29 protein-coding genes and 2 tRNA genes are annotated in these 21,938 nt (G+C 34.2%); 14 read left to right on the top strand and 17 right to left on the bottom strand.

The features are described from left to right. The 6 genes from infB to glmM all read right to left on the bottom strand — a co-directional run bounded on the left by infB (position 1) and on the right by glmM (position 4,409). Positions 1 to 1,761, bottom strand: a complete 1,761-nt coding sequence (gene infB, locus ACQY2P_RS09080) for a translation initiation factor IF-2 (RefSeq protein WP_428327289.1) — start codon at positions 1,759 to 1,761, stop codon at positions 1 to 3. Positions 1,762 to 1,788: 27 nt separating this feature from the next. Further along, positions 1,789 to 2,190: a nucleoside-diphosphate kinase gene (gene ndk / locus ACQY2P_RS09075; protein ID WP_428326298.1), complete on the bottom strand. Its 402-nt coding sequence runs from the start codon at positions 2,188 to 2,190 to the stop codon at positions 1,789 to 1,791. A gap of 2 nt (positions 2,191 to 2,192) precedes the next feature. Then, positions 2,193 to 2,393 (bottom strand): 50S ribosomal protein L24e, encoded by a 201-nt coding sequence (locus ACQY2P_RS09070; RefSeq protein ID WP_012214610.1) that lies wholly within the window; start codon positions 2,391 to 2,393, stop codon positions 2,193 to 2,195. Between the two features lie 9 nt (positions 2,394 to 2,402). Then, positions 2,403 to 2,615 (bottom strand): 30S ribosomal protein S28e, encoded by a 213-nt coding sequence (locus ACQY2P_RS09065; RefSeq protein ID WP_012214609.1) that lies wholly within the window; start codon positions 2,613 to 2,615, stop codon positions 2,403 to 2,405. Further along, positions 2,612 to 2,998 (bottom strand): 50S ribosomal protein L7ae, encoded by a 387-nt coding sequence (gene rpl7ae / locus ACQY2P_RS09060; RefSeq protein ID WP_428324873.1) that lies wholly within the window; start codon positions 2,996 to 2,998, stop codon positions 2,612 to 2,614. Before rpl7ae ends, ACQY2P_RS09065 begins: the two co-directional genes overlap by 4 nt. Before the next feature lie 61 nt (positions 2,999 to 3,059). Next, entirely contained in the window at positions 3,060 to 4,409 is a 1,350-nt protein-coding gene (gene glmM / locus ACQY2P_RS09055) for a phosphoglucosamine mutase (protein ID WP_428326297.1), read from the bottom strand. Positions 4,410 to 4,456: 47 nt separating this feature from the next. On the opposite strand from glmM, the gene ACQY2P_RS09050 reads away from it, so the two are divergent. From ACQY2P_RS09050 to ACQY2P_RS09015, 8 genes are all read left to right on the top strand, one after another. After that, positions 4,457 to 4,544 (top strand) — tRNA-Leu (locus ACQY2P_RS09050). Between the two features lie 52 nt (positions 4,545 to 4,596). Further along, positions 4,597 to 5,439 (top strand): formyltetrahydrofolate deformylase, encoded by an 843-nt coding sequence (locus tag ACQY2P_RS09045; RefSeq protein ID WP_428326296.1) that lies wholly within the window; start codon positions 4,597 to 4,599, stop codon positions 5,437 to 5,439. Between the two features lie 5 nt (positions 5,440 to 5,444). Next, on the top strand, positions 5,445 to 6,167 hold the full coding sequence (locus tag ACQY2P_RS09040; protein ID WP_428326295.1) for a creatininase family protein: 723 nt from the start codon (positions 5,445 to 5,447) through the stop codon (positions 6,165 to 6,167). A 57-nt stretch (positions 6,168 to 6,224) separates the two neighbouring features. Next, positions 6,225 to 6,461, top strand: a complete 237-nt coding sequence (locus ACQY2P_RS09035) for an LSm family protein (RefSeq protein ID WP_014962496.1) — start codon at positions 6,225 to 6,227, stop codon at positions 6,459 to 6,461. 10 nt (positions 6,462 to 6,471) lie between these two features. Next, positions 6,472 to 6,639 (top strand): 50S ribosomal protein L37e, encoded by a 168-nt coding sequence (locus ACQY2P_RS09030; RefSeq protein WP_012214603.1) that lies wholly within the window; start codon positions 6,472 to 6,474, stop codon positions 6,637 to 6,639. Further along, entirely contained in the window at positions 6,640 to 7,611 is a 972-nt protein-coding gene (locus ACQY2P_RS09025) for a hypothetical protein (RefSeq protein ID WP_428326294.1), read from the top strand. After that, positions 7,612 to 8,286 carry a ribose-5-phosphate isomerase RpiA gene (rpiA, locus tag ACQY2P_RS09020; RefSeq protein ID WP_428326293.1) on the top strand — a complete coding sequence of 225 codons (675 nt, stop codon included), beginning with the start codon at positions 7,612 to 7,614 and terminating at the stop codon, positions 8,284 to 8,286. Between the two features lie 37 nt (positions 8,287 to 8,323). Then, on the top strand, positions 8,324 to 8,521 hold the full coding sequence (locus ACQY2P_RS09015; protein WP_428326292.1) for a hypothetical protein: 198 nt from the start codon (positions 8,324 to 8,326) through the stop codon (positions 8,519 to 8,521). Here ACQY2P_RS09015 and amrS read toward each other — a convergent pair whose 3' ends face one another. Further along, the gene (amrS, locus tag ACQY2P_RS09010; protein WP_428326291.1) at positions 8,522 to 9,592 is read right to left on the bottom strand and encodes an AmmeMemoRadiSam system radical SAM enzyme; all 1,071 of its coding nucleotides are present in this window, start codon (positions 9,590 to 9,592) and stop codon (positions 8,522 to 8,524) included. A 33-nt stretch (positions 9,593 to 9,625) separates the two neighbouring features. On the opposite strand from amrS, the gene ACQY2P_RS09005 reads away from it, so the two are divergent. Then, positions 9,626 to 10,243, top strand: coding sequence for a TIGR00296 family protein (locus tag ACQY2P_RS09005; RefSeq protein ID WP_428326290.1), 618 nt, complete (start codon positions 9,626 to 9,628; stop codon positions 10,241 to 10,243). A gap of 20 nt (positions 10,244 to 10,263) precedes the next feature. Further along, the gene (gene amrB, locus ACQY2P_RS09000; protein ID WP_428326289.1) at positions 10,264 to 11,091 is read left to right on the top strand and encodes an AmmeMemoRadiSam system protein B; all 828 of its coding nucleotides are present in this window, start codon (positions 10,264 to 10,266) and stop codon (positions 11,089 to 11,091) included. A 12-nt stretch (positions 11,092 to 11,103) separates the two neighbouring features. Here amrB and ACQY2P_RS08995 read toward each other — a convergent pair whose 3' ends face one another. Further along, a complete protein-coding gene (locus ACQY2P_RS08995) occupies positions 11,104 to 12,504 on the bottom strand; it encodes a dihydroorotase (protein ID WP_428326288.1) in 1,401 nt (466 codons plus the stop codon). A gap of 93 nt (positions 12,505 to 12,597) precedes the next feature. Here ACQY2P_RS08995 and ACQY2P_RS08990 point away from each other — a divergent pair, with 93 nt between their 5' ends. Further along, positions 12,598 to 12,861, top strand: coding sequence for a hypothetical protein (locus tag ACQY2P_RS08990; protein ID WP_428326287.1), 264 nt, complete (start codon positions 12,598 to 12,600; stop codon positions 12,859 to 12,861). Between the two features lie 443 nt (positions 12,862 to 13,304). After that, complete coding sequence (locus ACQY2P_RS08985; RefSeq protein WP_428326286.1) at positions 13,305 to 13,844, top strand: zinc-ribbon domain-containing protein; 540 nt, start codon at positions 13,305 to 13,307, stop codon at positions 13,842 to 13,844. Between the two features lie 21 nt (positions 13,845 to 13,865). Here ACQY2P_RS08985 and ACQY2P_RS08980 read toward each other — a convergent pair whose 3' ends face one another. The 3 genes from ACQY2P_RS08980 to trxA all read right to left on the bottom strand — a co-directional run bounded on the left by ACQY2P_RS08980 (position 13,866) and on the right by trxA (position 14,791). Then, positions 13,866 to 14,225 (bottom strand): zinc-ribbon domain-containing protein, encoded by a 360-nt coding sequence (locus ACQY2P_RS08980; protein WP_428326285.1) that lies wholly within the window; start codon positions 14,223 to 14,225, stop codon positions 13,866 to 13,868. 43 nt (positions 14,226 to 14,268) lie between these two features. Then, positions 14,269 to 14,340: transfer RNA gene (locus tag ACQY2P_RS08975), tRNA-Ala, on the bottom strand. 124 nt (positions 14,341 to 14,464) lie between these two features. After that, positions 14,465 to 14,791, bottom strand: coding sequence for a thioredoxin (gene trxA, locus ACQY2P_RS08970; protein ID WP_048069783.1), 327 nt, complete (start codon positions 14,789 to 14,791; stop codon positions 14,465 to 14,467). 115 nt (positions 14,792 to 14,906) lie between these two features. Here trxA and ACQY2P_RS08965 point away from each other — a divergent pair, with 115 nt between their 5' ends. Together ACQY2P_RS08965 and ACQY2P_RS08960 are read left to right on the top strand one after the other, a co-directional pair. Beyond that, a complete protein-coding gene (locus ACQY2P_RS08965) occupies positions 14,907 to 15,674 on the top strand; it encodes a zinc-ribbon domain-containing protein (protein ID WP_428326284.1) in 768 nt (255 codons plus the stop codon). A gap of 40 nt (positions 15,675 to 15,714) precedes the next feature. Beyond that, positions 15,715 to 16,437, top strand: a complete 723-nt coding sequence (locus ACQY2P_RS08960) for a signal peptidase I (RefSeq protein WP_428326283.1) — start codon at positions 15,715 to 15,717, stop codon at positions 16,435 to 16,437. A gap of 205 nt (positions 16,438 to 16,642) precedes the next feature. Here ACQY2P_RS08960 and ACQY2P_RS08955 read toward each other — a convergent pair whose 3' ends face one another. From ACQY2P_RS08955 to ACQY2P_RS08930, 6 genes are all read right to left on the bottom strand, one after another. Then, on the bottom strand, positions 16,643 to 18,169 hold the full coding sequence (locus ACQY2P_RS08955; protein ID WP_428326282.1) for a 4-hydroxyphenylacetate 3-hydroxylase family protein: 1,527 nt from the start codon (positions 18,167 to 18,169) through the stop codon (positions 16,643 to 16,645). A 73-nt stretch (positions 18,170 to 18,242) separates the two neighbouring features. Beyond that, positions 18,243 to 20,339 carry a 4-hydroxybutyrate--CoA ligase gene (locus tag ACQY2P_RS08950; RefSeq protein ID WP_428326281.1) on the bottom strand — a complete coding sequence of 699 codons (2,097 nt, stop codon included), beginning with the start codon at positions 20,337 to 20,339 and terminating at the stop codon, positions 18,243 to 18,245. Between the two features lie 65 nt (positions 20,340 to 20,404). Continuing rightward, positions 20,405 to 20,761 carry a reverse transcriptase-like protein gene (locus ACQY2P_RS08945; protein WP_428326280.1) on the bottom strand — a complete coding sequence of 119 codons (357 nt, stop codon included), beginning with the start codon at positions 20,759 to 20,761 and terminating at the stop codon, positions 20,405 to 20,407. Further along, positions 20,751 to 21,194 (bottom strand): hypothetical protein, encoded by a 444-nt coding sequence (locus tag ACQY2P_RS08940; protein ID WP_428326279.1) that lies wholly within the window; start codon positions 21,192 to 21,194, stop codon positions 20,751 to 20,753. Before ACQY2P_RS08940 ends, ACQY2P_RS08945 begins: the two co-directional genes overlap by 11 nt. A 35-nt stretch (positions 21,195 to 21,229) precedes the next feature. Next, positions 21,230 to 21,514, bottom strand: a complete 285-nt coding sequence (locus ACQY2P_RS08935; protein ID WP_012214586.1) for a hypothetical protein — start codon at positions 21,512 to 21,514, stop codon at positions 21,230 to 21,232. Between the two features lie 25 nt (positions 21,515 to 21,539). Further along, positions 21,540 to 21,842, bottom strand: coding sequence for an ArsR/SmtB family transcription factor (locus tag ACQY2P_RS08930; RefSeq protein ID WP_428326278.1), 303 nt, complete (start codon positions 21,840 to 21,842; stop codon positions 21,540 to 21,542). Between the last annotated feature and the right edge of the window lie 96 nt (positions 21,843 to 21,938).

Genomic DNA, 21,938 nt, shown 5'->3' with positions numbered 1-21,938 from the left:
TTAGTAAGCATAAGCTGCTTCTTTTTTTCTTTGAATTTCTACTATTTCATTTAGTATTTCTTGTTCTTCAGTGCTTAGTTTATGCATGAATTTGTTTAGTAGTTGTTTTGCTTCATGAGATGGAGGAAATGTGTAAAAATCTTCTTCTTCAAAAATTTGTCTCCCAATAGTTACATCTTGAACTGAACATGCAACTTCATCACCTGCCTTAGCTGAAGTTACTGTTTTTTTATCATGTTGAAGTTGGTGTATGTTTCCAATTTTACGTCCATCAGAATTCATGAATGGAATTTTGTGTTTTAAAGTTCCAACATCTACTCTAATTCCAAAAACTGCAGGATTGTTATTTCTAAATACCATTCCTTTAAGAAAAGTAAATTTAGAGACAGGGGTTAATTCAGAAAATATTGCATCTTCTTGATGTGTAGTATCCTCTTCAACCCAAGCATTATAGTTATCAATTAAACTATAGATTACTTTGTCTTCAAAGACTTTGATATGACTAATTTCTGATTCTTCTTTTGCATCAGGCAAAACTTTGACATTAAATGCCAAAACAATTCCCAAATGTCTATCTTTTTCTTTTATTGCCTTTGCTTCAATTACATCACGTCTATTTACAGGACCAATATCGGCTTTGGCTACAGGAACTTGTGAGCGTCTAAGCATCTCAACTATAGCTTCAAGTGAACCAATAGTATCACATTTTAGAATAATTCCGTTAGTTTCAGTATCTACAAACATGGATTTCATCTCAGATTCTATGAGATTGGTGTATTTTGTAATCTCATCATCATTTCTCGCAACATAGAGTGTACTTCCTGGGAGAACACCTTCAAGTTCGGGTGATGCAATTTTTAGCCCAGCTGCGGCATCTACTTGAGGAGTTGGTTTGAATTTATCACGAGGATCACGCATCTCATCAAGTGCTTTTGGCAATAACAATGCTTTTGGTTTTGTGACAATCACACCATCACGTTTTGCAACTACTATGCTATCTTCCTTTTTGATGGAGCCATCAATTAAGATAATATTTGCAGTTTGGCCCAATCCAACTTCATCTTTTACTTCTAAAACAATTCCACGAGGATCTTTTTCTTCTTGGTCTAATCTTTTTTGTAGATATTGTTGAGTCAATCCCACTAAAACGCTAAGAAGTTCAGGAATTCCAACACCAGAACGAGCAGAGATTGGAACAATTGCAATTTCAGATTTAAAGTCCTTTACGCGATAAAATGCTTCAGACTGATATCCTAAAACAGAAAGTGTTCCTACAACATCATAGATTTTTTGATCAAGATCAGCTTGAATGGATGCATCTTGTTCTTTGATTGCTTGAGAAATAAAAGAAGTCTCAGATTTTCTCCATCCAGAAATTTGATCACATTTGTTTAAAGCTACAACAAAAGGAACTTTTCTACTCTGTAAAATTTTCAGACTTTCATTTGTTTGGGGTTGAAAGCCTCGATTAACATCTACTACTAAAATTGCAATATCAGCAGCAGAACCACCACGTGAACGAAGATTTGTGAAAACTTCGTGTCCAGGAGTATCAATAACTAAAATTCCTGGAACTTTATTTTCTGATTGTTCAAGTTTCTTGTATAGCGGACCACATGTTTCTTTGATTGTTTCAGTAGGCAGAAAACTTGCACCAATGTGTTGTGTGATCCCTCCAGCTTCTCTACCTTGAACACCCGTTCCACGAATTCTATCTAAAAGTGATGTTTTACCAGAGTCTACGTGACCAAGAACTGCCACTATGGGCTGACGAATTTGCAAATCAGATCACTCAAATGCTACCCTCGATTCGTGATCAAAACTTTCTTGTGAATCTGATGCATGAATAATATTTTCACTAAATCCTAATCCAAAGTCACCTCTAATAGAACCAGGTGCTGCTTCAAAAGATTTTGTTGCGCCAATCATTATTCTAGTAGTTGCAATTGCGTTATTGCCTTCAATAATTGCTGCAACTACAGGTCCTGATGTGATAAATGATGTTAATTCACCAAAGAATGGTTTGTCTTTATGAACACCATAGAAGTTTTCGGCTTGTTCTTGAGTAAATGTAAACATCTTTAATTTCAAAATTTTGAATCCTTTTCTTTCAAATCTAGAAACAACTTCACCAACTAGATTTCTAGCTACTGCATCTGGTTTTACAATGAATAATGATTTTTCAGTCAATTTTACTTCTTTCTAATTCCGCCTTTAACGTATTTTTTTGTCCATTTGAATTTTCTTGGATCACGTTTGAGCTCTAGTGCATTTTTTTTGCATTTTGCTGAACAAAACCATAAAACGGTTCCATCATTTTTTGCAAGCATTGTACCAGAACCTTTTGCAACTGGTCGGTTACAGAAATTACATGGTTTAACTAAAAGACTCATTCAATTCACCTATTTGATCTTCTTTGCTTCTCTCTCTGTTTCTCTTAGCATTAGAATTTCTCCTAATCTAACAGAACCTTTGACGTTTCTAGTAAGAATTCTACCTTTATCTTTTCCAGTAAGAACTTTAACTCTAACTTGAATTACTTCACCGGCAATACCTGTTCGTCCAACAATTTGAATAATTTCAGAGTGAACTACTTCATCAGTTGTAGCGCTCATTGATCAGTCTTTCCACCTTTAATTTTAGCAATTGATGAGACAACTTGGTCTACAATGTGTTGTGCGTCACCAGCATCCAAAATTGCTGCAGCGGCAGAAGTAATGTCAATACCTAATGATTTGCCTAATTCTTCTTTGCTTGGAACAAATGCAAATGCTGCTCCTTGTTCTTCACATAGAATTGGAAGATGTGCTACAACCTCAGGAGGTTCTACATCTTCAGCAATGACAATTAATTTGCTAGTACCACGTTCGATTGCCTTGGTTGCTTCGTTAGTTCCTTTCTTGACTTTGCCACTGGTAGATGCAACTCTAACAGCCTCCAAGATCGGATTTACGAGGTCCTCTGGTGTCTCAAATTTAACATAATATGCTTTTCCCATACTTCGTCACCCTAAGGTTCATTCTCCATTCCCTACATCCTTTGGTTTGGTTTTAAAAGTGTTATCGGGAGATGATTGTCTTAACTTTTTGGAGATATTCAGACATTAAATCGTCTAATTTTTCCTGACTTTGAGCTTCAGCATATACCCTAACAATTGGTTCTGTTCCACTAGGTCGGATCATGACCCAATTTCTTGAATCGATGTTAATTTTGATACCATCAGAAGTATCAGATTCTGGGAATTCTTCTTTTAGAGATGAAATGAGTTTTGGTATATTTTCAGGAGAACACGATACTTTGTCTTTCGTAGTAAAAGATGGAGGAAGATTAGATATTTCATCAGATAAGGAATTAGAAGATGCTGCTAGTAGGTCAAGCATTAATGCCAGAGTCATACAACCGTCTCGGACTTGATTATGTTTTCCAAACATAAATCCACCATTTTCTTCAAAACCAATCAATGCATCAATTGGAACCATTTTTCTTGAGACTTCTACACTTCCAACTTTAGTTCGAATTACTTTAGAATCAAATTGTTCTGCTAAAATTTCAATATTAGAACCAGAATTCAGACAAGTGACAACTAATGAGTTTGGATTATTTGTTAAGATGTGTTTGGTTAACAAGAGTGCAGATTTATCACCAGTCAAAATATTTCCTTGGTTATCACAAAAGATACTTCGATCGCCATCACCATCAAATGCTATTCCTAGATCAGCATTGTTTTGAATTACAGTTTTTGATAATTCTGAAAGATTTTGAGGAGTAGGTTCTGAACCACGTCCTGGAAATGTACCATCAATAGTTTCATTTACAAGAAAAATTTCACAATTAATTAGTTTACAAAAATCAGGCGCAGATACTGCTTGAGCACCATTTCCAAGATCTAAAACAACTTTGAAATTTTTTGATTCTATAAGTTTAGAATTAACTTGCGAGGCAATTCCATTTAGATAAACATCAATTGCGCGTTCTTCTTTTTTTGTAGTTCCCCAATTGGTAGTGTTTTTAGTCCAATTTTTTTGAAGGTAGATGTCTTCAATAATTAATTCATCTTCACGAGAAATTTCTACCCCATCAGATGCAGCAGGTTTGATTCCGTTGTATTGTGGAGGGTTATGTGAAGCAGTAATCATGATTCCACCTGAATATCCTAATTTCTTCACTGCAAATTCAAGACAAGGTGTTGGGACAATTCCTGCAACATTGCAATCAAGACCTATAGAATTAAGAGCAGAAGTTACAACTTTACAAATTATAGGACTAGAATTTCTGCCATCATATCCTATCAATATTGGTCCTTTTTGAAAATAAGTCCCAATTGCCAAAGTCATATCATGAACAAATTCTAATGTAAAATCTTCATCAAATACTCCACGAATTCCATTTGTACCAAAAAATTTTGCCATGGTGTTATTCAATAATAGATAAATTTGTGTTTAATGGCAAGTCCGTTGCGGGAGTCGCCCAGCCTGGTCAAAGGCGTAGGGCTTAGGACCCTATCTCTTAGGAGTTCGTGGGTTCAAATCCCACCTCCCGCACCACATTGATTTCTGTGAATGATTAATAATGAGAAAATCTTCAAAAAACAAAGTCATGAAAAAAACTGTAGTTGGAATAACAGTTGTTGGTAAGGATAGGGAAGGAATCGTAGCTTCATTTACAAATTTTGCATTCTCAAAAGGTGGAAACATTGAGAAAGTAAATCAAAATGTAATCAAAGGTCTTTTCGGCATGTATCTAGAAGTTTCTTTTGCAAAAGCAGTTAATGTAAAAAAATTTGATTCAGAAATTCAGATATTAGCTAAAAAAGAAAAAATGGATGTAAGTACTCATCATGAAACAAATTCTCAGAAAAATATTGCAGTTTTTGTAACAAAAGAACCATTATGTCTACAAACAATTCTGTCAAAATCAAAATCATTGAAAGGAAAAATTTCAGTAATAATAGGTACTGAAAAAACACTTGAGTCACTAGCAAAGAAAGCAAAGATTCCATTTGTTTCAGTTGAAGAAAAAAATCAACAAAAAGCAGAAGATAAAATCATACAAATTTGTAAAAAATACAATATTGACTTAATCTCACTTGCAAGATATATGAGAATACTCAGTCCTAATTTTGTTTGGCGATATCCAAATAGAATTATTAACATTCATCCATCACTATTACCTGCATTTCCTGGTGCATTAGCATATGCACAAGCTTACGAAAGGGGAACAAAAATTGTAGGAGTTACATCACATTACGTTACTGAAAACTTAGATCAAGGACCAATAATTTTCCAGGATTCTTTCAAAGTAGATCCAAATGACACTCTTGAGAAAATAAAATCAAAGGGACAAAAATTAGAGGCAGATACATTATTCAAAGCAATGAAGATGCATCTAGAAAACAAACTAGATGTTCGTTGGAGAAAGGTTCACATCAAATCAAAGTGAATCAAATGGTAGAAATAAAAACACAATTTGATCCTAGTCTCAGAAGTTCTATTAAAAGAAAAAAACAAGTTGCAGTTATTCCAATAGGCTCAATAGAACAACATGGGCCACATCTTCCTATCTCAACGGATACAGACATTGTAACAGCAATAGCAAAAGAAATTTGTGAAAAAAGAGGGTACCTCTTGCTTCCGACTTTATCTTACGGAGTGTCATTTGAACATGCCCCATTTTTTAATTTGAGTATCAAAAAAACTACCCTACAAACTGTTTTGATTGACATATGTTTTTCACTCTTAGAAAATAACATCAAAACTGTTTTCATAATTAATGGGCATCATGGAAATCAAGATTCAATAAAAAATATTGATGTTAAATTGAAAAAGATCTCAAAAAGCAAACTCAAAGTATTTCCATTTTCTTACTGGCATTTCATGGAAAGAGATTTTGATCATGCAGGATTTGTTGAAACATCATTAATGTTAGCAATTTCAAAAAATGTCAAAATGAAATCAGCTAAAAAAGGTCTCATTATAGAAAAAATGACAAAACAAGAAATTAAGAGACTTGGCAAATTAGCAAATAAATCGTTTCCAAAAGCTACCAAAAACGGTGTTTGGGGAGATCCTACAAAAGCTACAAAAAAAGATGGAAAGTTGATTTTAGCTGAAATCGTTAGAAATCTTGGAAAAAAGTGTCAAACTTGCCTTACTGGGCATAGCTCATAGTTTCACCAATGAAATTTTAATATAATCCCTCAATATCAAAGCCAATAAGTGAAATAGATGTCCGTTGATATGGCAGTAAAAGTATTGGATGAGAGTATCAATCAAGTTGTATTGATAAAACTCAAAGGAAACAAAACCATTAGAGGTAATTTACTCGGTTTTGACCAACACATGAACCTGCTACTCGATTCTTCAGAGGAGATTCCTGCTGAAGGCGATTCAAAAGGCCTTGGAACCATTGTAGTTAGAGGAGACAATGTAGTTATGATTTCTCCTCCACCAGCACAAAATTAGGTGATATGGAATGGTAAAAGGTACAACTTCTATGGGTGGTTTTACAAAGAAGAAAGTACACATCAGATGCAGAAGATGTGGAAAGAACTCACTTCACAAACGTCATCACCAATGTGCAAGTTGTGGATTCCCAGAGGCCAAAAGAAGAAAATATTCCTGGATTAAATGGTATACATAGATGCAAGAAATTGCCCTTATTCTTAGTTCATTAGCCGGTGTAGCTACAGCGGCTGCTGTAAGAAAAATGCCAAGAGATAAAAATCAATTACTAAGCCTTGGTGCCAGTTCACATATCAAAAGTCAGATTAACTCATTAAAAATTGAAAAAGACATTCTAACAAAAACAATTTCAAGATTATATCAAGCAGATTCAGAATTTTCAAAAATTCAAAAAGACAAATTACTATTAAAATATCAACATCAACTAGGTATTGTTTTAGCAAAATTAGAAAAACTTGAACAAGCAAGTAAACATCCAGACTTGGGTCCTGTTGGTGATGGTTTGATTACGTTAATGGATCAAAAGTTATCAAAACTAGATGATAGATTGTATGAATTATCATCAAAGATGACAACTGCAAAAGTTAAAACACCAAAGGTAAAGGAACCAGAAATTAAAAAGGAAACAAAACAATCTGCAAATTCATTTAAGAATACATTCAATTTTGAAAAACCAAGAGAGACAAAAACAGAACCAGTAACAATTCCTGCCACAAAATCACGACAATCATTTGAATTAACCACGTTAACAAATATTTCAAGAAAAGAACCAAAATTCCCATTATTTGAAAAAGAAGAAAAACAAAGTCCAAAGCCAATGCCGCAGCCAAAAACAATTCAAACAGAATTAATCAAACCAAAAGAAGAGATTGTAAAGGAAATTGTTCAACCAAAACCAAAAGTTGAAGATAAAATAGAGATTATTCAAGAAGTTACAACAAAACCTGAGCCCAAATTAGAGACAAAACCAGACATCAACAAAGAAGTTGCTAAAATCACAGAACATAAAGCACTTCCAGAACCAGAAATCCAAAAACCAGAACCAACATCAGCAGATAATGATGTTGATGATGACATTGATGATTTAGATAAAATCAAGGGTGATATTATGAAAGTTCTATCAAAGCTTGATCAAGCAGAGGTAGAGTAATTGTCCTACGATGATGCCATTACGGCATTATCAAATAGTGCATTGAAATTTGTAAAAGATGATTATGTTATCGGTTTGGGTAGTGGTAGAGCTGCTACTGCACTTGTAAAATCACTTGGGAAATTAATCAAATTAAAAAAATATAACATCAAAGGAGTTCCAACATCATTACAAATCAAACTTACTGCAGAAAAAGTTGGAATTCCATTGGTAGAAGCTGATCAAGTAGATCACATTGATGTAGTGTTTGATGGGGCAGATCAAATTGATTCTCAAAAATTTGTAATCAAAGGTGGTGGAGGAGCTCTGCTTAGAGAAAATATTTTGTTTAGTATTTCAAAAAAAGTTGTGGTAATGGCAGACAAGACAAAATTTGTGAAAAACTTTACAAGAACTGTTCCAGTAGAGGTTCATCCACTTGCTAGAAATTCAGTAACAAATTCAATTAAAAAATTGGGAGGAAAAGCACAATTACGTTCACTTGATAGAGGTTATCCATTTTTTACAGAAAATGGGAATATTATACTAGATTGTGATTTTGGTACAATAAAAAATCCAAAATCATTAACGCAGAAAATCAAAGGAACTACGGGTGTTTTAGAGTCAGGCATCTTCCTTAGAAAACCAGATGTAATCTATAGGGCAAAAACTGGCGGAAAATTTGATGTTTTATAGATGAAATTCTTAAATCCGAAAATCACGTATGTTATGCGTGGCAACAAGTGAGGATCTAAGAAATGACATCCTAAAGGCTACAGAAGAACAACAAAAACTAATGGAATTAAGAAAGCCATTCCTAGGCTCAAAAAATAATGAAGACCAGATGAACGCATTTCGTATAACTACTCAAATTATGAAATACGAGGATTTTATCAGAGATACTGAGAGGCAGCTTAGAACCATGAAGTGATTAGGATACGAATTGAAAACGATCTTCTTTGTATCCTTCTTGTAATTTTCCTTGTATTGGAATTTTATTTCCACAAAACTTGCAACAATTGTTTTTCTCAAGATTCCATTCTCGGATACTGAATCCATAACGATTTACAACGATATTATTGCATTCAGAGCAATACGTATGTTCCCACTTGTGACCAGGAACATTTCCTAAATACACATACTTTAACCCAGCTTCTTTTGCAATTTGATAATGTTTTTCTAATGTTTCAACAGGAGTGCTTGGATATTCCATCATCTTATAATCAGGATGAAATCGCAGAAAATGTATTGGCATTTCTGGCCCAAATTCATCCAGAATAAAGTTTGAGAGTTTTTTTGCATGTTCCAAATCATCTCCAACTTTTGGAACAATCAAATCAGTAATTTCAACATGAATATTGGTTTTATCTCTAATTTCTAACAAAGTATCAAATATGGGTTGAGGATCTGGAACACCAATAAATTTTCGAGTAAATTCTTTTTCTGCACTTCCTTTGAAATCAACAGTTATTCCATCAAGGAATTGATTCATCATTGAAACAGATTCAGGTGTATCATATCCATTTGAAACAAAAACATTAAACAATCCTTTTTTTCTTGCAGCAACTCCACAATCTTTTGCAAATTCTATAAAGATTGATGGTTCGTTGTAGGTATATGCAATTCCATGAGCACCATAATTAATTGCAGTATTAACAACTTCATCAGGAGTCATATCGATTCCATGAACTTCACGGCGTTGACTAATGTCTGAATTTTGACAATATTTGCAAAGCCAATTACAGCCAGTTGTAGCAATAGAGTAGACTTTGCTTCCAGGATAATAATGAATCAACGGTTTTTTTTCAATTGGATCAACATGTCCAGAAATCACTTTTCCATAGGCATAAAGTTGTAGTTTTCCATTCTCATTTCCACGAATTCCACATAAACCGATTTGACCCTTGCCAATTTCGCAATATCGTGCACAGGCCGTGCACTTGACTTTATCATTTGGGAGTTTTTCATATAATTCAGCTTTTTTGCCAAGAATTGTAGTCACGCTTTTTATGCTTATTTTACGTATTTAACACGTATGACAAATTTTCAATTTTCAGATGTGGATGGAATAAAGTTAGTAAAGATGGCAAGAAAAGTTGTAACTGAATTTGTAAAAAATGAATCAAAAATTTCTGATTCAGAATTTGATTCAAGATTTAATTTTAGTTCAGGAGTTTTTGTTACGCTAAACAAAGAAGATAATCTAAGAGGATGTATTGGATATCCAACCCCAGTAAAGAAATTATCTGATGGATTGGTTGATGCTGCAATTTCAGCTGCAATAAGAGATCCAAGGTTTACTCCAGTTACTACTGATGAATTAGATAAAATAACATTTGAAGTAACTGTTCTGACACCTCCTGAGAAAATTATGGTAAAAGGATATTCTGAGTATTTATCACAAATCAAAGTAGGAAGAGACGGATTGATTGTAGAGAATGATTTTTCTTCAGGGTTGTTATTGCCTCAAGTTCCTACAGAATATGGATGGAATGAAAAAGAATTCTTAGAACATACATGTCAGAAAGCAGGATTAAACAAAGATGCATGGAAAGAAAAATCAACAGTGATTTCAAAATTTCAAGGAGTGATTTTCAAAGAAGAAAAACCCAATGGGAATATTCTTAGAGAATCACCTAATGATCTTTTATAAAATAATGTAGATGATAGTCTATGATTAGAAAACCAGTTGTTGCCGGACAATTTTACCCTGAAACAAAAAATGAACTTAAAGAAATGATTGATTCTTGTATTCAGCACAAATTTGGACCGGGTAATCAAATACAAAATGATGAACGAATTTACGGGGTCATTTCGCCTCATGCAGGCTATGTTTATTCAGGCCCTACAGCATGCCATTCTTACAAGGCAATTTCGTCCAAAAATCCTGAACTAGTAATCATTCTTGGACCTAATCATTTTGGAGTTGGAAAAGATGTCGCTACAATGGTTGATGCTCAATGGGAAACACCACTAGGATTGGCAGAGGTGGATTCAGAGGCTGCAAGAGAGATAGTAAATAATTCAAAATACATAGAGATTGATGAGTTTTCTCATTCAAAAGATCACAGTCTAGAAGTTCAAATTCCAATGTTGCAATCAATATTTTCTGAAAAATTCAAAATTCTTCCAATAATTTTACGTGATCAAAGCTTAGAAATGGCAAAAGATGTGGGAAATGCAGTAGCACAAATTGCAAAATCAAGAAATACAATAATTGTTGCGTCATCGGATTTTACACATTATGAAGAGAATTCTTTTGCACATTCTCAAGACAAAGCATTGATTGAGCCAATATTAGAAATGGATGTTGAAAAATTCTATAGCGTTTTAATGGAAAAAAGAGTAACTGCATGTGGTTACGGAGCTATGGCAACAGTGATGATTGCATGTAAAAATCTAGGTGCATCTAAAGGAGAATTACTAAGTTACACTACAAGTGGAGATGTTATGGGAGATACATCATCAGTAGTTGGATATGGTGCAATTAAATTCATCTAATTAAAAAATTTGCTAAGAATTTTTACTGATGTTTCTTTTTACAAGTTGACCATGTCCAAGTTTTCCAATCACTTCAAAGTCTTCAGCTATTAGTTCTCCTCTTACAATTGTTTTAACAGGCCATCCTTTTAGATTTCTACCCTCATAAACTATGTAATCAGAAAATCCACCAAATAATTCAGATGTGACCTTTTTTTCTTTTTTCAGATCAATCATAGTAACATCAGCATCAGAATTTTTTTCAAGAGTGCCCTTATGAGGGAACATTCCAAAAATTTGGGCTGCATTTTGGCTTGTAAATTGGACAAATTGCTCCAATGTAATTCTATTCTGATTTACTCCATCATTAAGCAATATAGGTAAAACAGTTCCAATTCCTGGAAATCCAGCTAATGCAGACCAAACATCATCACCATCCAATTTTAGTTTGAGTTGATTTGCAACATGGTCTGTACCTATTGTATCAATTTGATTAGTAGAAAGTGCATCCCATACAGCCTTTTGATCATTTTCAGTTCTTATTGGAGGCATCACTTTAGCAAGATATCCATTTTGTTTTTCATAAGATAAGGTCAAGTAATGAGGACATGTTTCCACAAAAATTTTTGTTCCAAGTTTTCTTTCTTCTTGAATTTGTTTGAGAGCTTGTTCAGAACCAATATGAACAAAATAGACAACACAATCATAATCACGTCCAAACTTTGATACTGTTTTGATTGCTTTTGCTTCAAATTCAGGAGAACGACTCTCAGACCATGCAGACAATCCGTCTTGTTTTTTCTCTCTTGCAGTTTGTATTCCACATCCACATGATTCATAGTCTTCGGCATGAACCAAAACAGGACATCCAAGGGAAGCTGCAGTTTTTACTGTCTGTTCAACAATTTCATCAGTTACATCAACATTAGCTGCAACAAGTTTAGAAGAATTAGGTGGCATATCCATGTAAACATGACCAATTTCACCTCCAAGATTCATGTAAATTTTGAATGATGTAATTCCTTTGTCTACACAAAGATTCATTTCGTTGATTTGTTGGGGAGTAAAGATGGATGCATGTATTGCATAATCAACATAATGGTTTTGAGATGCAGCATCTAACTGAGCTTGTAGTGAACTGGAAAATGGATCTCCTAGTCTAAGCATTCTCATCATAGTTGTAATACCACCAATTGCTGCAGCATGAGATTCAGTTTTTGCTGCCTCGTTTATTGGAGAATAAACACCATAGTGAACATGAGTATCAATAGGACCAGGAACAGAAATCAATCCATTTCCATGAATTTTGGTATCACAAGCGGGAAGATCATTTGTAAGACCGATTATTTTTCCCTCATCAATTATGATATTTTTATCCACCATTCCTTGTGGTAGTATAACGTGTGAATCAACAATTACAGCATCATACGTCATCTGAGAATTTTATTGCCTGCAGTCTATTATGCGTTGAGATAGTCAATCTTTTCAAATATATTGATTCAAAAATCACATACTACAATAATAGATATGACAGAAGATGTATGCGACTTTTGCAAAGGAGTTGGTTCTAGCGGTTCAAATGTATGTGTGTATTGTAATGGTACGGGAGAATGGAATCAAGCAGCACAAGCATATGTAAAAAATCACATCTGTCAATGCATAGTAATGGACAGAAAATTTTGTCCAGTATGTAACAAACCATGTCACCACGACACCTCACTTAATCCAAAACAAAAGATTGATCCAGGGTATGGAGGAATGTCAGAAAAAAAAGTGACTGTTATGACATAATCATAGTCAAGAATTTATTTTCTCAACAAAGTGTTTATCAGTAATAGTTCTACAGTGCAGTTGATACCACTATAGCAGTACTGAAATAACACTAACTATAGTTATCACTATATTTTTGATCACTGGGATGCATTGAATAGCAAAATAATGATTGCTTATGATTAATTTACAAAAGACAAAGTAGAATATTAAGAAATTACCAAAAAAGATTTAGTAAAAAGTGATTCTTTTTGACTCTGATTTTTTAACAAAGACAGGATAGTATGATATTCATTGAGTCAGAGACATCTCGCGGTGTTAGCTGGGGGCCCAAAAGCTCACATAAACTAGTTAATACAATTACATAGTCTCCATAGTAAAGGAGACTGCTTTTTTCTCTGAAGGGTTAACTTAGTCAAGTCTGGATCCTAAAGTAATTAATATTCCAAAAATTGAAGCAGAGTATGTCATTTGGTGAAGTTGATACACTAAACATGCTCTTTGACAAACTACAAAGTTTGTTTGATGAGTCACAAGGATACTATGAATCATTCCTGGACACTAACAACATGTACAAAAAAGGTCAAATTAGCGATAAAGAGTTCTTTCAAAAATTAGGAGATTATACTGTAGCATATTCTGCATTAGAATTTCTAGCAATCAAAGTAATTTTTGAGTTAAAAAAATCAATAGGTTCAGGTTCTGGAAGTACACAATCACCTGGTTTGATGCCAGGTATGGGGCAACCAGGAATGATGGCAGGAGGAATGCCAGGAGGTGCACCACCAAGAACAGGAACTGCACAAAACCCAGTAGGAGGAGGTCCACCAGGAATTGTATCTGCACAAGAAGCATTCAATGATGTTGGTACATTACCATCACCAGATCCCGCATTAATGCCAAGACAAACAGCACCACAAAATAACGGAAACGGATGTTCATCATGTGGTGCAGAGTTAAGACCAAATGCAAAATTCTGCACAAAGTGTGGAGCTAAAGCATAAAATTAGAAATTAAAAATTAGTTTATTCTTGAGTTGTTCCACATTCTGGACAAAACTTTGCTGTTGCTGAAAGACTAGTACCACATTCTGAGCAAAACTTTCCATCAGTTTTTTGTTCAGTGTAAGCATTTCCTGTCAATCCAGAGCTCTTAACTGCTCCAGAAGGTTCATACTTTTCGTCATCAATCAAAACAGGTTCAAAGTCTTGTTCTGTTAGAAAAGTCATCATTCTTGGAATACCTTTTCCATCATTGTTTGGATCTGGAACGGAATCACCTAACCAGAATGCAAATCTCATTAGAGTTAATTCAGGTGTAGAAAAGGCCAAAGTATGTTTTGACATGTATTCTTGTGCTGCTTTTTTACCATCAAATACTTCCATGAAGATGATATTCAGTGTTTATGTATAATAGTTTCTGGAAAAGTGGACCGGGAGGGAATCGAACCCTCGACATCCTCGTTGCGAACGAGGCATTATACCCCTAAACCACCGGCCCCTAAACTACTCTCAGAGTTGTGTTTTTATTCATTTATCAAATTTTTCTCAAATAAACAAAAGATAGAGAATTTTTAGATTACAAAATGAAATGAAAAAATAAGAAAAACGTGTTTTTTGAGAATTTATGCTAGGGCTCTGTCAATCATATTTTTGTATGATTCTTTTGAAGCAGCACCTACTTGCTGGCTAACTATTTCACCTTTGTTAAGGAGAATTAAGGTTGGAATACTAAAGACATTGTATTTTGATGCCAATTCATTAGCCTCATCAACATTAACCTTGACAAATTTTACTTTGCCATCATAGTCACTTGCCAGTTCTTCAACTACTGGACCTACCATTCTACAAGGACCACACCATTCGGCCCAAAAGTCTACAAATACAGGGATGTCTGAGTTTATCACATCGACTTCCCAAGACTTTGCATCTGAAATCTGTGTTATTCCCATTGTATTGATAATCTGTTATTCATACCTAAAAACGTTCACCAGAATTACACCATATTTTTTGGGTGGAAAATTAATTCTGATATATACTTAAATGACGTTTTGGTAAATCCCAGTTATGAGTTCGGAACTTAGAATAAAAAAATTAAGAGGTTCTGGAGGCTATGTAATGGCCCGTGTAACAGATGAACAACAGATGAAAGGAAATCTTGGAGGTCCAGATCTGTTTTTAGCACCAATTGGTAGATTAGATGCTGATAAAATTTCTAAACATTTTTGCAATACTTGTGAAAAAGAATTTGAAGGAGCACCAAAAATTGAATTTGAAAACCCAAATGAAGAAGTTGCAGAAAATTTAATTCTTGCAGAGAGAGGACAATACATTTGCAATACATGCGAATCATCGATTGCTGAATATAGAGAATTTAAGAAACAAGATGAAGCAGGAGATGTTGGAAATGCAAAACCAATAGAACCACAAACAGAAGTTGCACCATCAGTTGAAACACCACAACCAGTAATAGAAAGTACTCCTCCACCAGTTGAAGAGCCTGAGACGCAATCTGTACAAGAGACAGTTACTCAACCAGGTCCTGCAACATCAGTAAGTTCAATCGAAGGAAGAACAGTATATGATGAAAATGCTAACAAAGTTGGAATTGCAAAACAAGTTGGAATTGATTCAACACAATTAATGGTTCTAGTAATTACTCAAAATGATGGAATTGAAGGCAGTATCCCATGGAAAAATATCAAAAAAGTTGGAGAAGTCATCTTATTAGGAAACCCAGAAGAAAGTACTCTTCCAGGAAAATGTTCAAACTGTGGATTTTCAAATAAAGAAGGTTCAAAATTCTGTGAAGAGTGCGGGACACCACTTCAATAGCCAATAAATTTAATCAAGGGCACTATAGGCGAGTATGTAATTGGGGAAAAAGTCTATTTCAAAAGGAATTATCAAAGATATCGTTATTGTTGCAGTTGGGGTCTTAGTAATTTGGATTGGCCTACAAATTGCATTTGGAACACAAAATCCATTTTATGTAGTTGCAAGCGGAAGTATGATTCCTGTTTTAGAAGTTTATGATGTGTTGATTGTTTCAGGACATGAACCATTTGAAGAACTTGAAGTAGGAGACATTATTGTGTTTGATCGTCCTTCTGATCATAATAGAGTGATTGTGCATAGAGTTGCGTCTATCTTAGATGAAGATCCTAGAACGATTAGAACAAAAGGAGATGCAAATCCAGCTTCAATTCCTGGAACAGACTTTCCAATTACTGAAGAAGAATATATTGGAAAAGTGGCATATACACTTCCACAAGTAGGATACATTACACAGTTACTAAAACCACCCATTAACTACATCATTATCGTGATTGTGATTGGAATAATGTTCATCAAACAATTCACAAAAAGGAAAAAAGAAAAAGAATTACCATTCACAGATCCTATGGATTCAGAAAATCCTAACACAATTGAAGGGTTATCAGACATTGATAAGATTGAGGAAGATACTGAATATTCTGAGCCTACAGCACTAGATAATGTTGAGGAAAATGTTGAAGGAACCGATGAATCAACTAAAACTAAATCAGATGAGCCTATAGAATCTAGTAAAAAATCTGAAGAAGAAAAGAAAGAATAGATTGTTTATTTCAGGCAAACAGGTTCACATTATGCTCAAAGACACAAGATCGTCCTGTTTGCTTGGTAGTATAACTACGTGAAAATTACTAAAAAAGGATCCTAAGTATTGTTAAGTTTCAAAAGAGTAGGATCATTTAATTAGTTATTTTTAATTTTAAAAAAATTCAAACATAAATTGTATCGCAGTGTTACAGTCGATTTTTTTAAAGAACAGAGTCTTTTGTTTTAAAAACTCGTTTAAAGTATTCAGATGATTCTGCAGGTTCTTCAATATCATTTGTGATTCCTGCCAGATTCTTTGCCAGATTCTTTTTGTATCCTACTTGCATCTGTCTTTGAATTTGGATTCTTTGAGCCTGTGGAGAACCTGCACCATGCATTGATTCAGTAAGATATCCAACTGCATTTCTACCCAAAGTCATATTTTCAATTAATCTTAAAATTCTCATTCTATTTTCAACATCAACACCTTTTCTACCAGCAAGATACTTTTTGAGTAATGGACCTGCTTCTGGATGTCTAAAGTCTTTTTCAGAAGGAAGGGTAACTACCAATCCACCTGCAATATCTTGTGCAAGTCTACTTATTTCATATGGGAATCGTGTGACATTATGTTTACAGACCTGTGCAAGCATATCATCATTAAGGTATACACCTGACTTCATCTTTTGTCCTTGATGAGAAGATGCAATACCAGCTGCAAATATGGTTTCATTAAGATGAGTCATCTCAATGATTTTATCTTTAATGTGAGAGACTTTTGGAACGCCATTGTAATCAGCAATTGTGGCTGCTGCTCCAATTAGAACATCACCGAGTCCTGTTTTGCATACATAACTACGTCTATGATAACAAGTGAAACGTTCTACAAGCATTGATGCGAATTCATATTCACCATGCATGAAGATTTTATCCCATGGGATGAACACTCTATCTAAGATGATTAGTGCTTCTTGTCCACCAAACTTTGCATTACCATCATCAATATCGCCCTCTTCCATACTTCGGGTATCGCATGATTGTCTACCATAAATGTAAGTAACACCTTTTGCATCTGCAGGAATTGCACCTACAATAGCCCAGTCCTTATCAGCTTCTGTTAGTCTGATAGTTGGCATTAAAATTATCCAGTGTGAGTTTATGCAACCAGTTTGATGTGCTTTAGCACCAGAAACATAAACTCCTTTTTCATCAGTATCAACAATTCTGGTGAATAGATCAGGATCATCTTGCTCTGAAGGTCCTTTACTTCTATCACCTTTAGGATCAGTCATAGCACCTCCAATTACAAGATTTTCTTGTTGTACCATTTTAACAAATTCTAAGAATCGTTTATGATAGTCAGTTCCATGTTTTTCATCAATCTCAAAAGTAGTAGAATGTAAAGAGTTCATTGCATCCATACCAACACATCTTTGGAAACATGTTCCAGTGTTTTGGCCTAGTTTTCTTTGCATCTTATTTTGTAAAACCAAGTCTTCAGCACTTTCTGCAATATGTAAAAATCGATTTACCTTTAGTCCGGTAATTGATGAATCAGCAGAAGCTAATGCTTCTTCACGTAATGCAAGGTCATAAGTTTCAGCAACTGCATTAATTGAAGGTCTAATCATTGGATGATCTACAGGCTCTTTAACTAATTCCCCAAAAAGGTAAATCTTGAGATCGCGCCCTCTAAGACTTTCGATATAATCATCACCACTTCTAATTGTCTTTAGGACATTAGCCATGTAACAATAATCATTTTCATGTTGTATAAATATTCTAAATTTGCACGAGTAAAAATTTACGAATAAACTGCGATCAGAGACCTATTCTGACATCTAGAATTCTACAACCTTTGCCTTTTTCCATAACCAAGACAGGGTTCATGTCTAATTCTTTGATCTCTTTAAAGTCAGAAACTAGCTGAGATAATCTCTGAATACATTCAGAGAGTTTTGTAATATCTGATGGTTTTTCACCTCTGACTCCTTGGAGTAGTTTTTGAGTTTTAATTGATGCAATCATATCATCAGCTTCCTTATCAGTTACTGGAGCAAGTTTGAATGTTACATCCTTGAGAACCTCTACATAAATTCCACCCATACCAAGCATGATGACAGGACCAAATCCAGGTTCTAGTTTGGAACCAATAATCAATTCTTTACCGCCTTTTACCATCTCTACAACCAAAACTCCTTTGATCTCGGCTTTTTTATCATATTTTTTAGCATTCTTGACAATGGTTTTGAATGCAACTTTAATTTCAGAATCATTTTTCAGATTTACTTTAACACCACCTGCATCAGATTTGTGAATAATTTGTGGGGATGCAATCTTCATTACAACTGGATAACCAATCTTCTTTGCAATCTTTACTGCTTCTGCTTCATTTTTAGCAAGTGCACTTTGTGGAAGTGGTAAACCATATGCTTTGAGAACTTCTTGTCCCTCTTCTTCTAGAAGATTTGGTCTTTTTTCTTTTTTAACTTTGTCAAAGATCTTCTTTGCTTTGGCTTTGTTAACTTTGAATTTAGTAATTTTTCCTTCTTTGGTATTTACCCAAATTGCAAACTTTATCATTGCAGCTAAAGTTCTGATTGCCCCTTCAGCATATGTGTAATAAGGTACATCGCCTTTGGATAAAATTTCTCTATTGGTAATTCCTTCATCAAGTCCCATCAAGCTTGCGAGCATTGTTTTCTTGTATTTTTTTGACATAGCAACAATGACTTCTGCTAGTTTATCATAATCTAAAGTTCCAGAGGGGGTACACATTGAGATAACGGAACCTACTTTTGGATGTTTTAAAACGCGGTCCAAAACATTGTGGAATCTATTAAAATCAGCATCACCAACAATATCAACAGGGTTTCTAGAACTTCCCCAAGGTGGAATTACTTCATCAATCTTTGGACGAATGCTATCAATTTTAGCCATTCTAATTCCTGCTTTAGAACATGCATCGGTGGAAATGATTGCAGGTCCACCTGCATTTGAAACAATAACTAGACCACCTGCTGTTGGAAGTGGTTGTTTTGAGAATGCAGTTGCATAATCAAAGAGCTCTTCCATAGTATCAACTCGGATTGCACCAGATTGTTTTAGTAACGCATCATAGATTTCATCTGAACCCATTAAGGCTCCAGTATGAGACATTGCAGCTTTTGCACCTTCAGGGCTACGACCAGATTTGAGAACAAGAACAGGTTTTTTGAGTTTTTTAGTGATATTTTTACAAACTTTGAGGAATTCTTGGCCATCACCCATGTCTTCAAGGTACATTACAATGACTTTGGTTTGTTTGTGAGTTGCAAGAATTTTTAGAACATCAACTTCACTCATTACAGCTTTGTTTCCAAGACTGACAACAGCAGAAAATCCAATTCCTTGGGCACTAGCATCTTCAACTAGTGCAGCACAAATTGCTCCACTTTGTGATACAAGTGCAATTTTTCCAGACTTTGGTGTAACTTTGAGAAAGGTAGAATTCATCATTGTCTTTGGATCAAGATTCATCACACCAAGACAATTTGGACCAACAACTTGCATGTTGTATTTCTTTGCAATGTCTATGACTTGTTGCTCTCTTTTTGCTCCTTCTTCGTCTACTTCTTTGAAACCAGCTGTAATGATAATGACACCTTTGATTTTCTTCTTTCCACATTCTTCTAAAACAGGAGTAACAAGTGTATTTTTGATAACAATAACTGCAAGGTCAATTGATTTTGGAACATCTAAAACACTCTTGTATGCTTTTTTGTAAAATACAGTTTCCCTTGAGGGACTAATTGGGTAAACGGTTCCTTGGAAACCATTCATAATATTTGATGTAATAGTAGCACCAACACTTCCTCTTTTATCAGACGCACCAATTACTGCAATTGATTTTGGTGATAAAATAGGAGATTCAGTCATGGATACGTTGGATCTAAGGATTTTGTATAATAAAGTTATTCATGGGAATTACTGATCTCTAGTTTTTAGCTACTCAGCATTTTTCCTGCTAAATTTTCTTTTCTGGGAACCCAGACAATTGATAGTTTAGAAAATCTTCCAATTATCTTCCATGCTGTTCGGGCAAGTTCTCTAAGAACTTCATTATTTATTGCAAATTCATGATTAAGTTGGTTTACAGTATTTTTTGAATCACTGTAAATTGTGATTTCGTCATTAGAATCAACAAATTTGTTTAGTGCAGAAATTATTGCCAAATATTCAGCCTGATTATTAGTAATTTCAGGTTTTTTTTCGTAAAATGATTCTCCTGTTTCTTTTACAAAAAAACCATATCCACCATTAGAACCTCCTGAACCATCAACATAGACACTAATTCCCATCTTTATACAACCTCGTTATCTTTACACTTAGATTTACTACTATCATGTAAACTATTGTAGACAATCCTTGTGAGACAATTGATGCCAAGTATGGATCGTAATTTAGAACAAGGAAATAATATTGTAATCCCCATCTAACTATGGTATAAACAATTTCTCCAATTCCAAGTGATGTAACTAATTTTTTTAGATCATGTTTTAGTCTCTTTGTATCAGTTTTTCCTGATTTCAGACGATATTTTTTACGGTTATCAAGATAGAATAAGCCACTAAAGACAGAAAAATAAATCACATAATCAGCAATAGTAGTATAAGTTGTGTTTAGATAGTCAGCTTGATCAGCTAAAATTTGTGCTATAACTGCAGAAATTGTTATTGATGCAGCAAATGCAATTAGAATATTTTTGTTAAGTTTCAAATATTCTTGTAACATGTGTTTTGACAGATTTTGTTACAATTAAACTAAGATTAATCCAAAGTAATTTTTAAGAATATTATCAATCCTACTAACTCAGCAACGCCAACTCCCAACATGTATGGGAAAATTTCATTGGAGAAGAGATGTTCCATTGAGAAATAAGCCATTGCACCAACAACATTATGCAAAAACAACATAGCTGCAACAACAATCATTCCAAGTGGAAGTTGAGCTCTTGTTTTTCCATACATATTTCCAAATATTGCAATCAAAATTCCCAATATTCCCATATTGATAATTGAGACAATTGACAAAATCAGAGATGTGGGCTCCATTTAGAGAAAAACACCTCTTGAGCTTTTATTTACTTTTATCCAATTTTTCCTCAATTTCATCAAATGTCTCCATATTTACTTCAAGAAAGGTTGAAATGAAAAACATAATGCCATATTTTTCACCTGTTTTTGTAATCAAATTATTTTTCTCAAGAACTTTAATGTGATGTTGAATTGCTTTGTAATCAAGACCTAATTCATTTGCCAATTGGTTAGTGTTTAGTGGATTTTCTTTTAATTTTGAAATAATTTTTAATCTAGTTAGTCCTCCTCGAGAACCAGCAAAAATGAACCAGAGTAATCGTTTTGCATCAGGATCATTTGCCATAATGAATGCAAAATCTTCTCGCCTACCACTAAAAGGTATTTTGCGTTAAGTTAACCAAAGTATAAAAAACATAATTGACCAAAAATAGCTGAAATA

It is taken from the genome of Candidatus Nitrosopumilus sp. (genome assembly GCF_965262695.1).
GTDB lineage: Archaea > Thermoproteota > Nitrososphaeria > Nitrososphaerales > Nitrosopumilaceae > Nitrosopumilus.
This window is presented reverse-complemented; position numbering and strand designations above follow the sequence as displayed.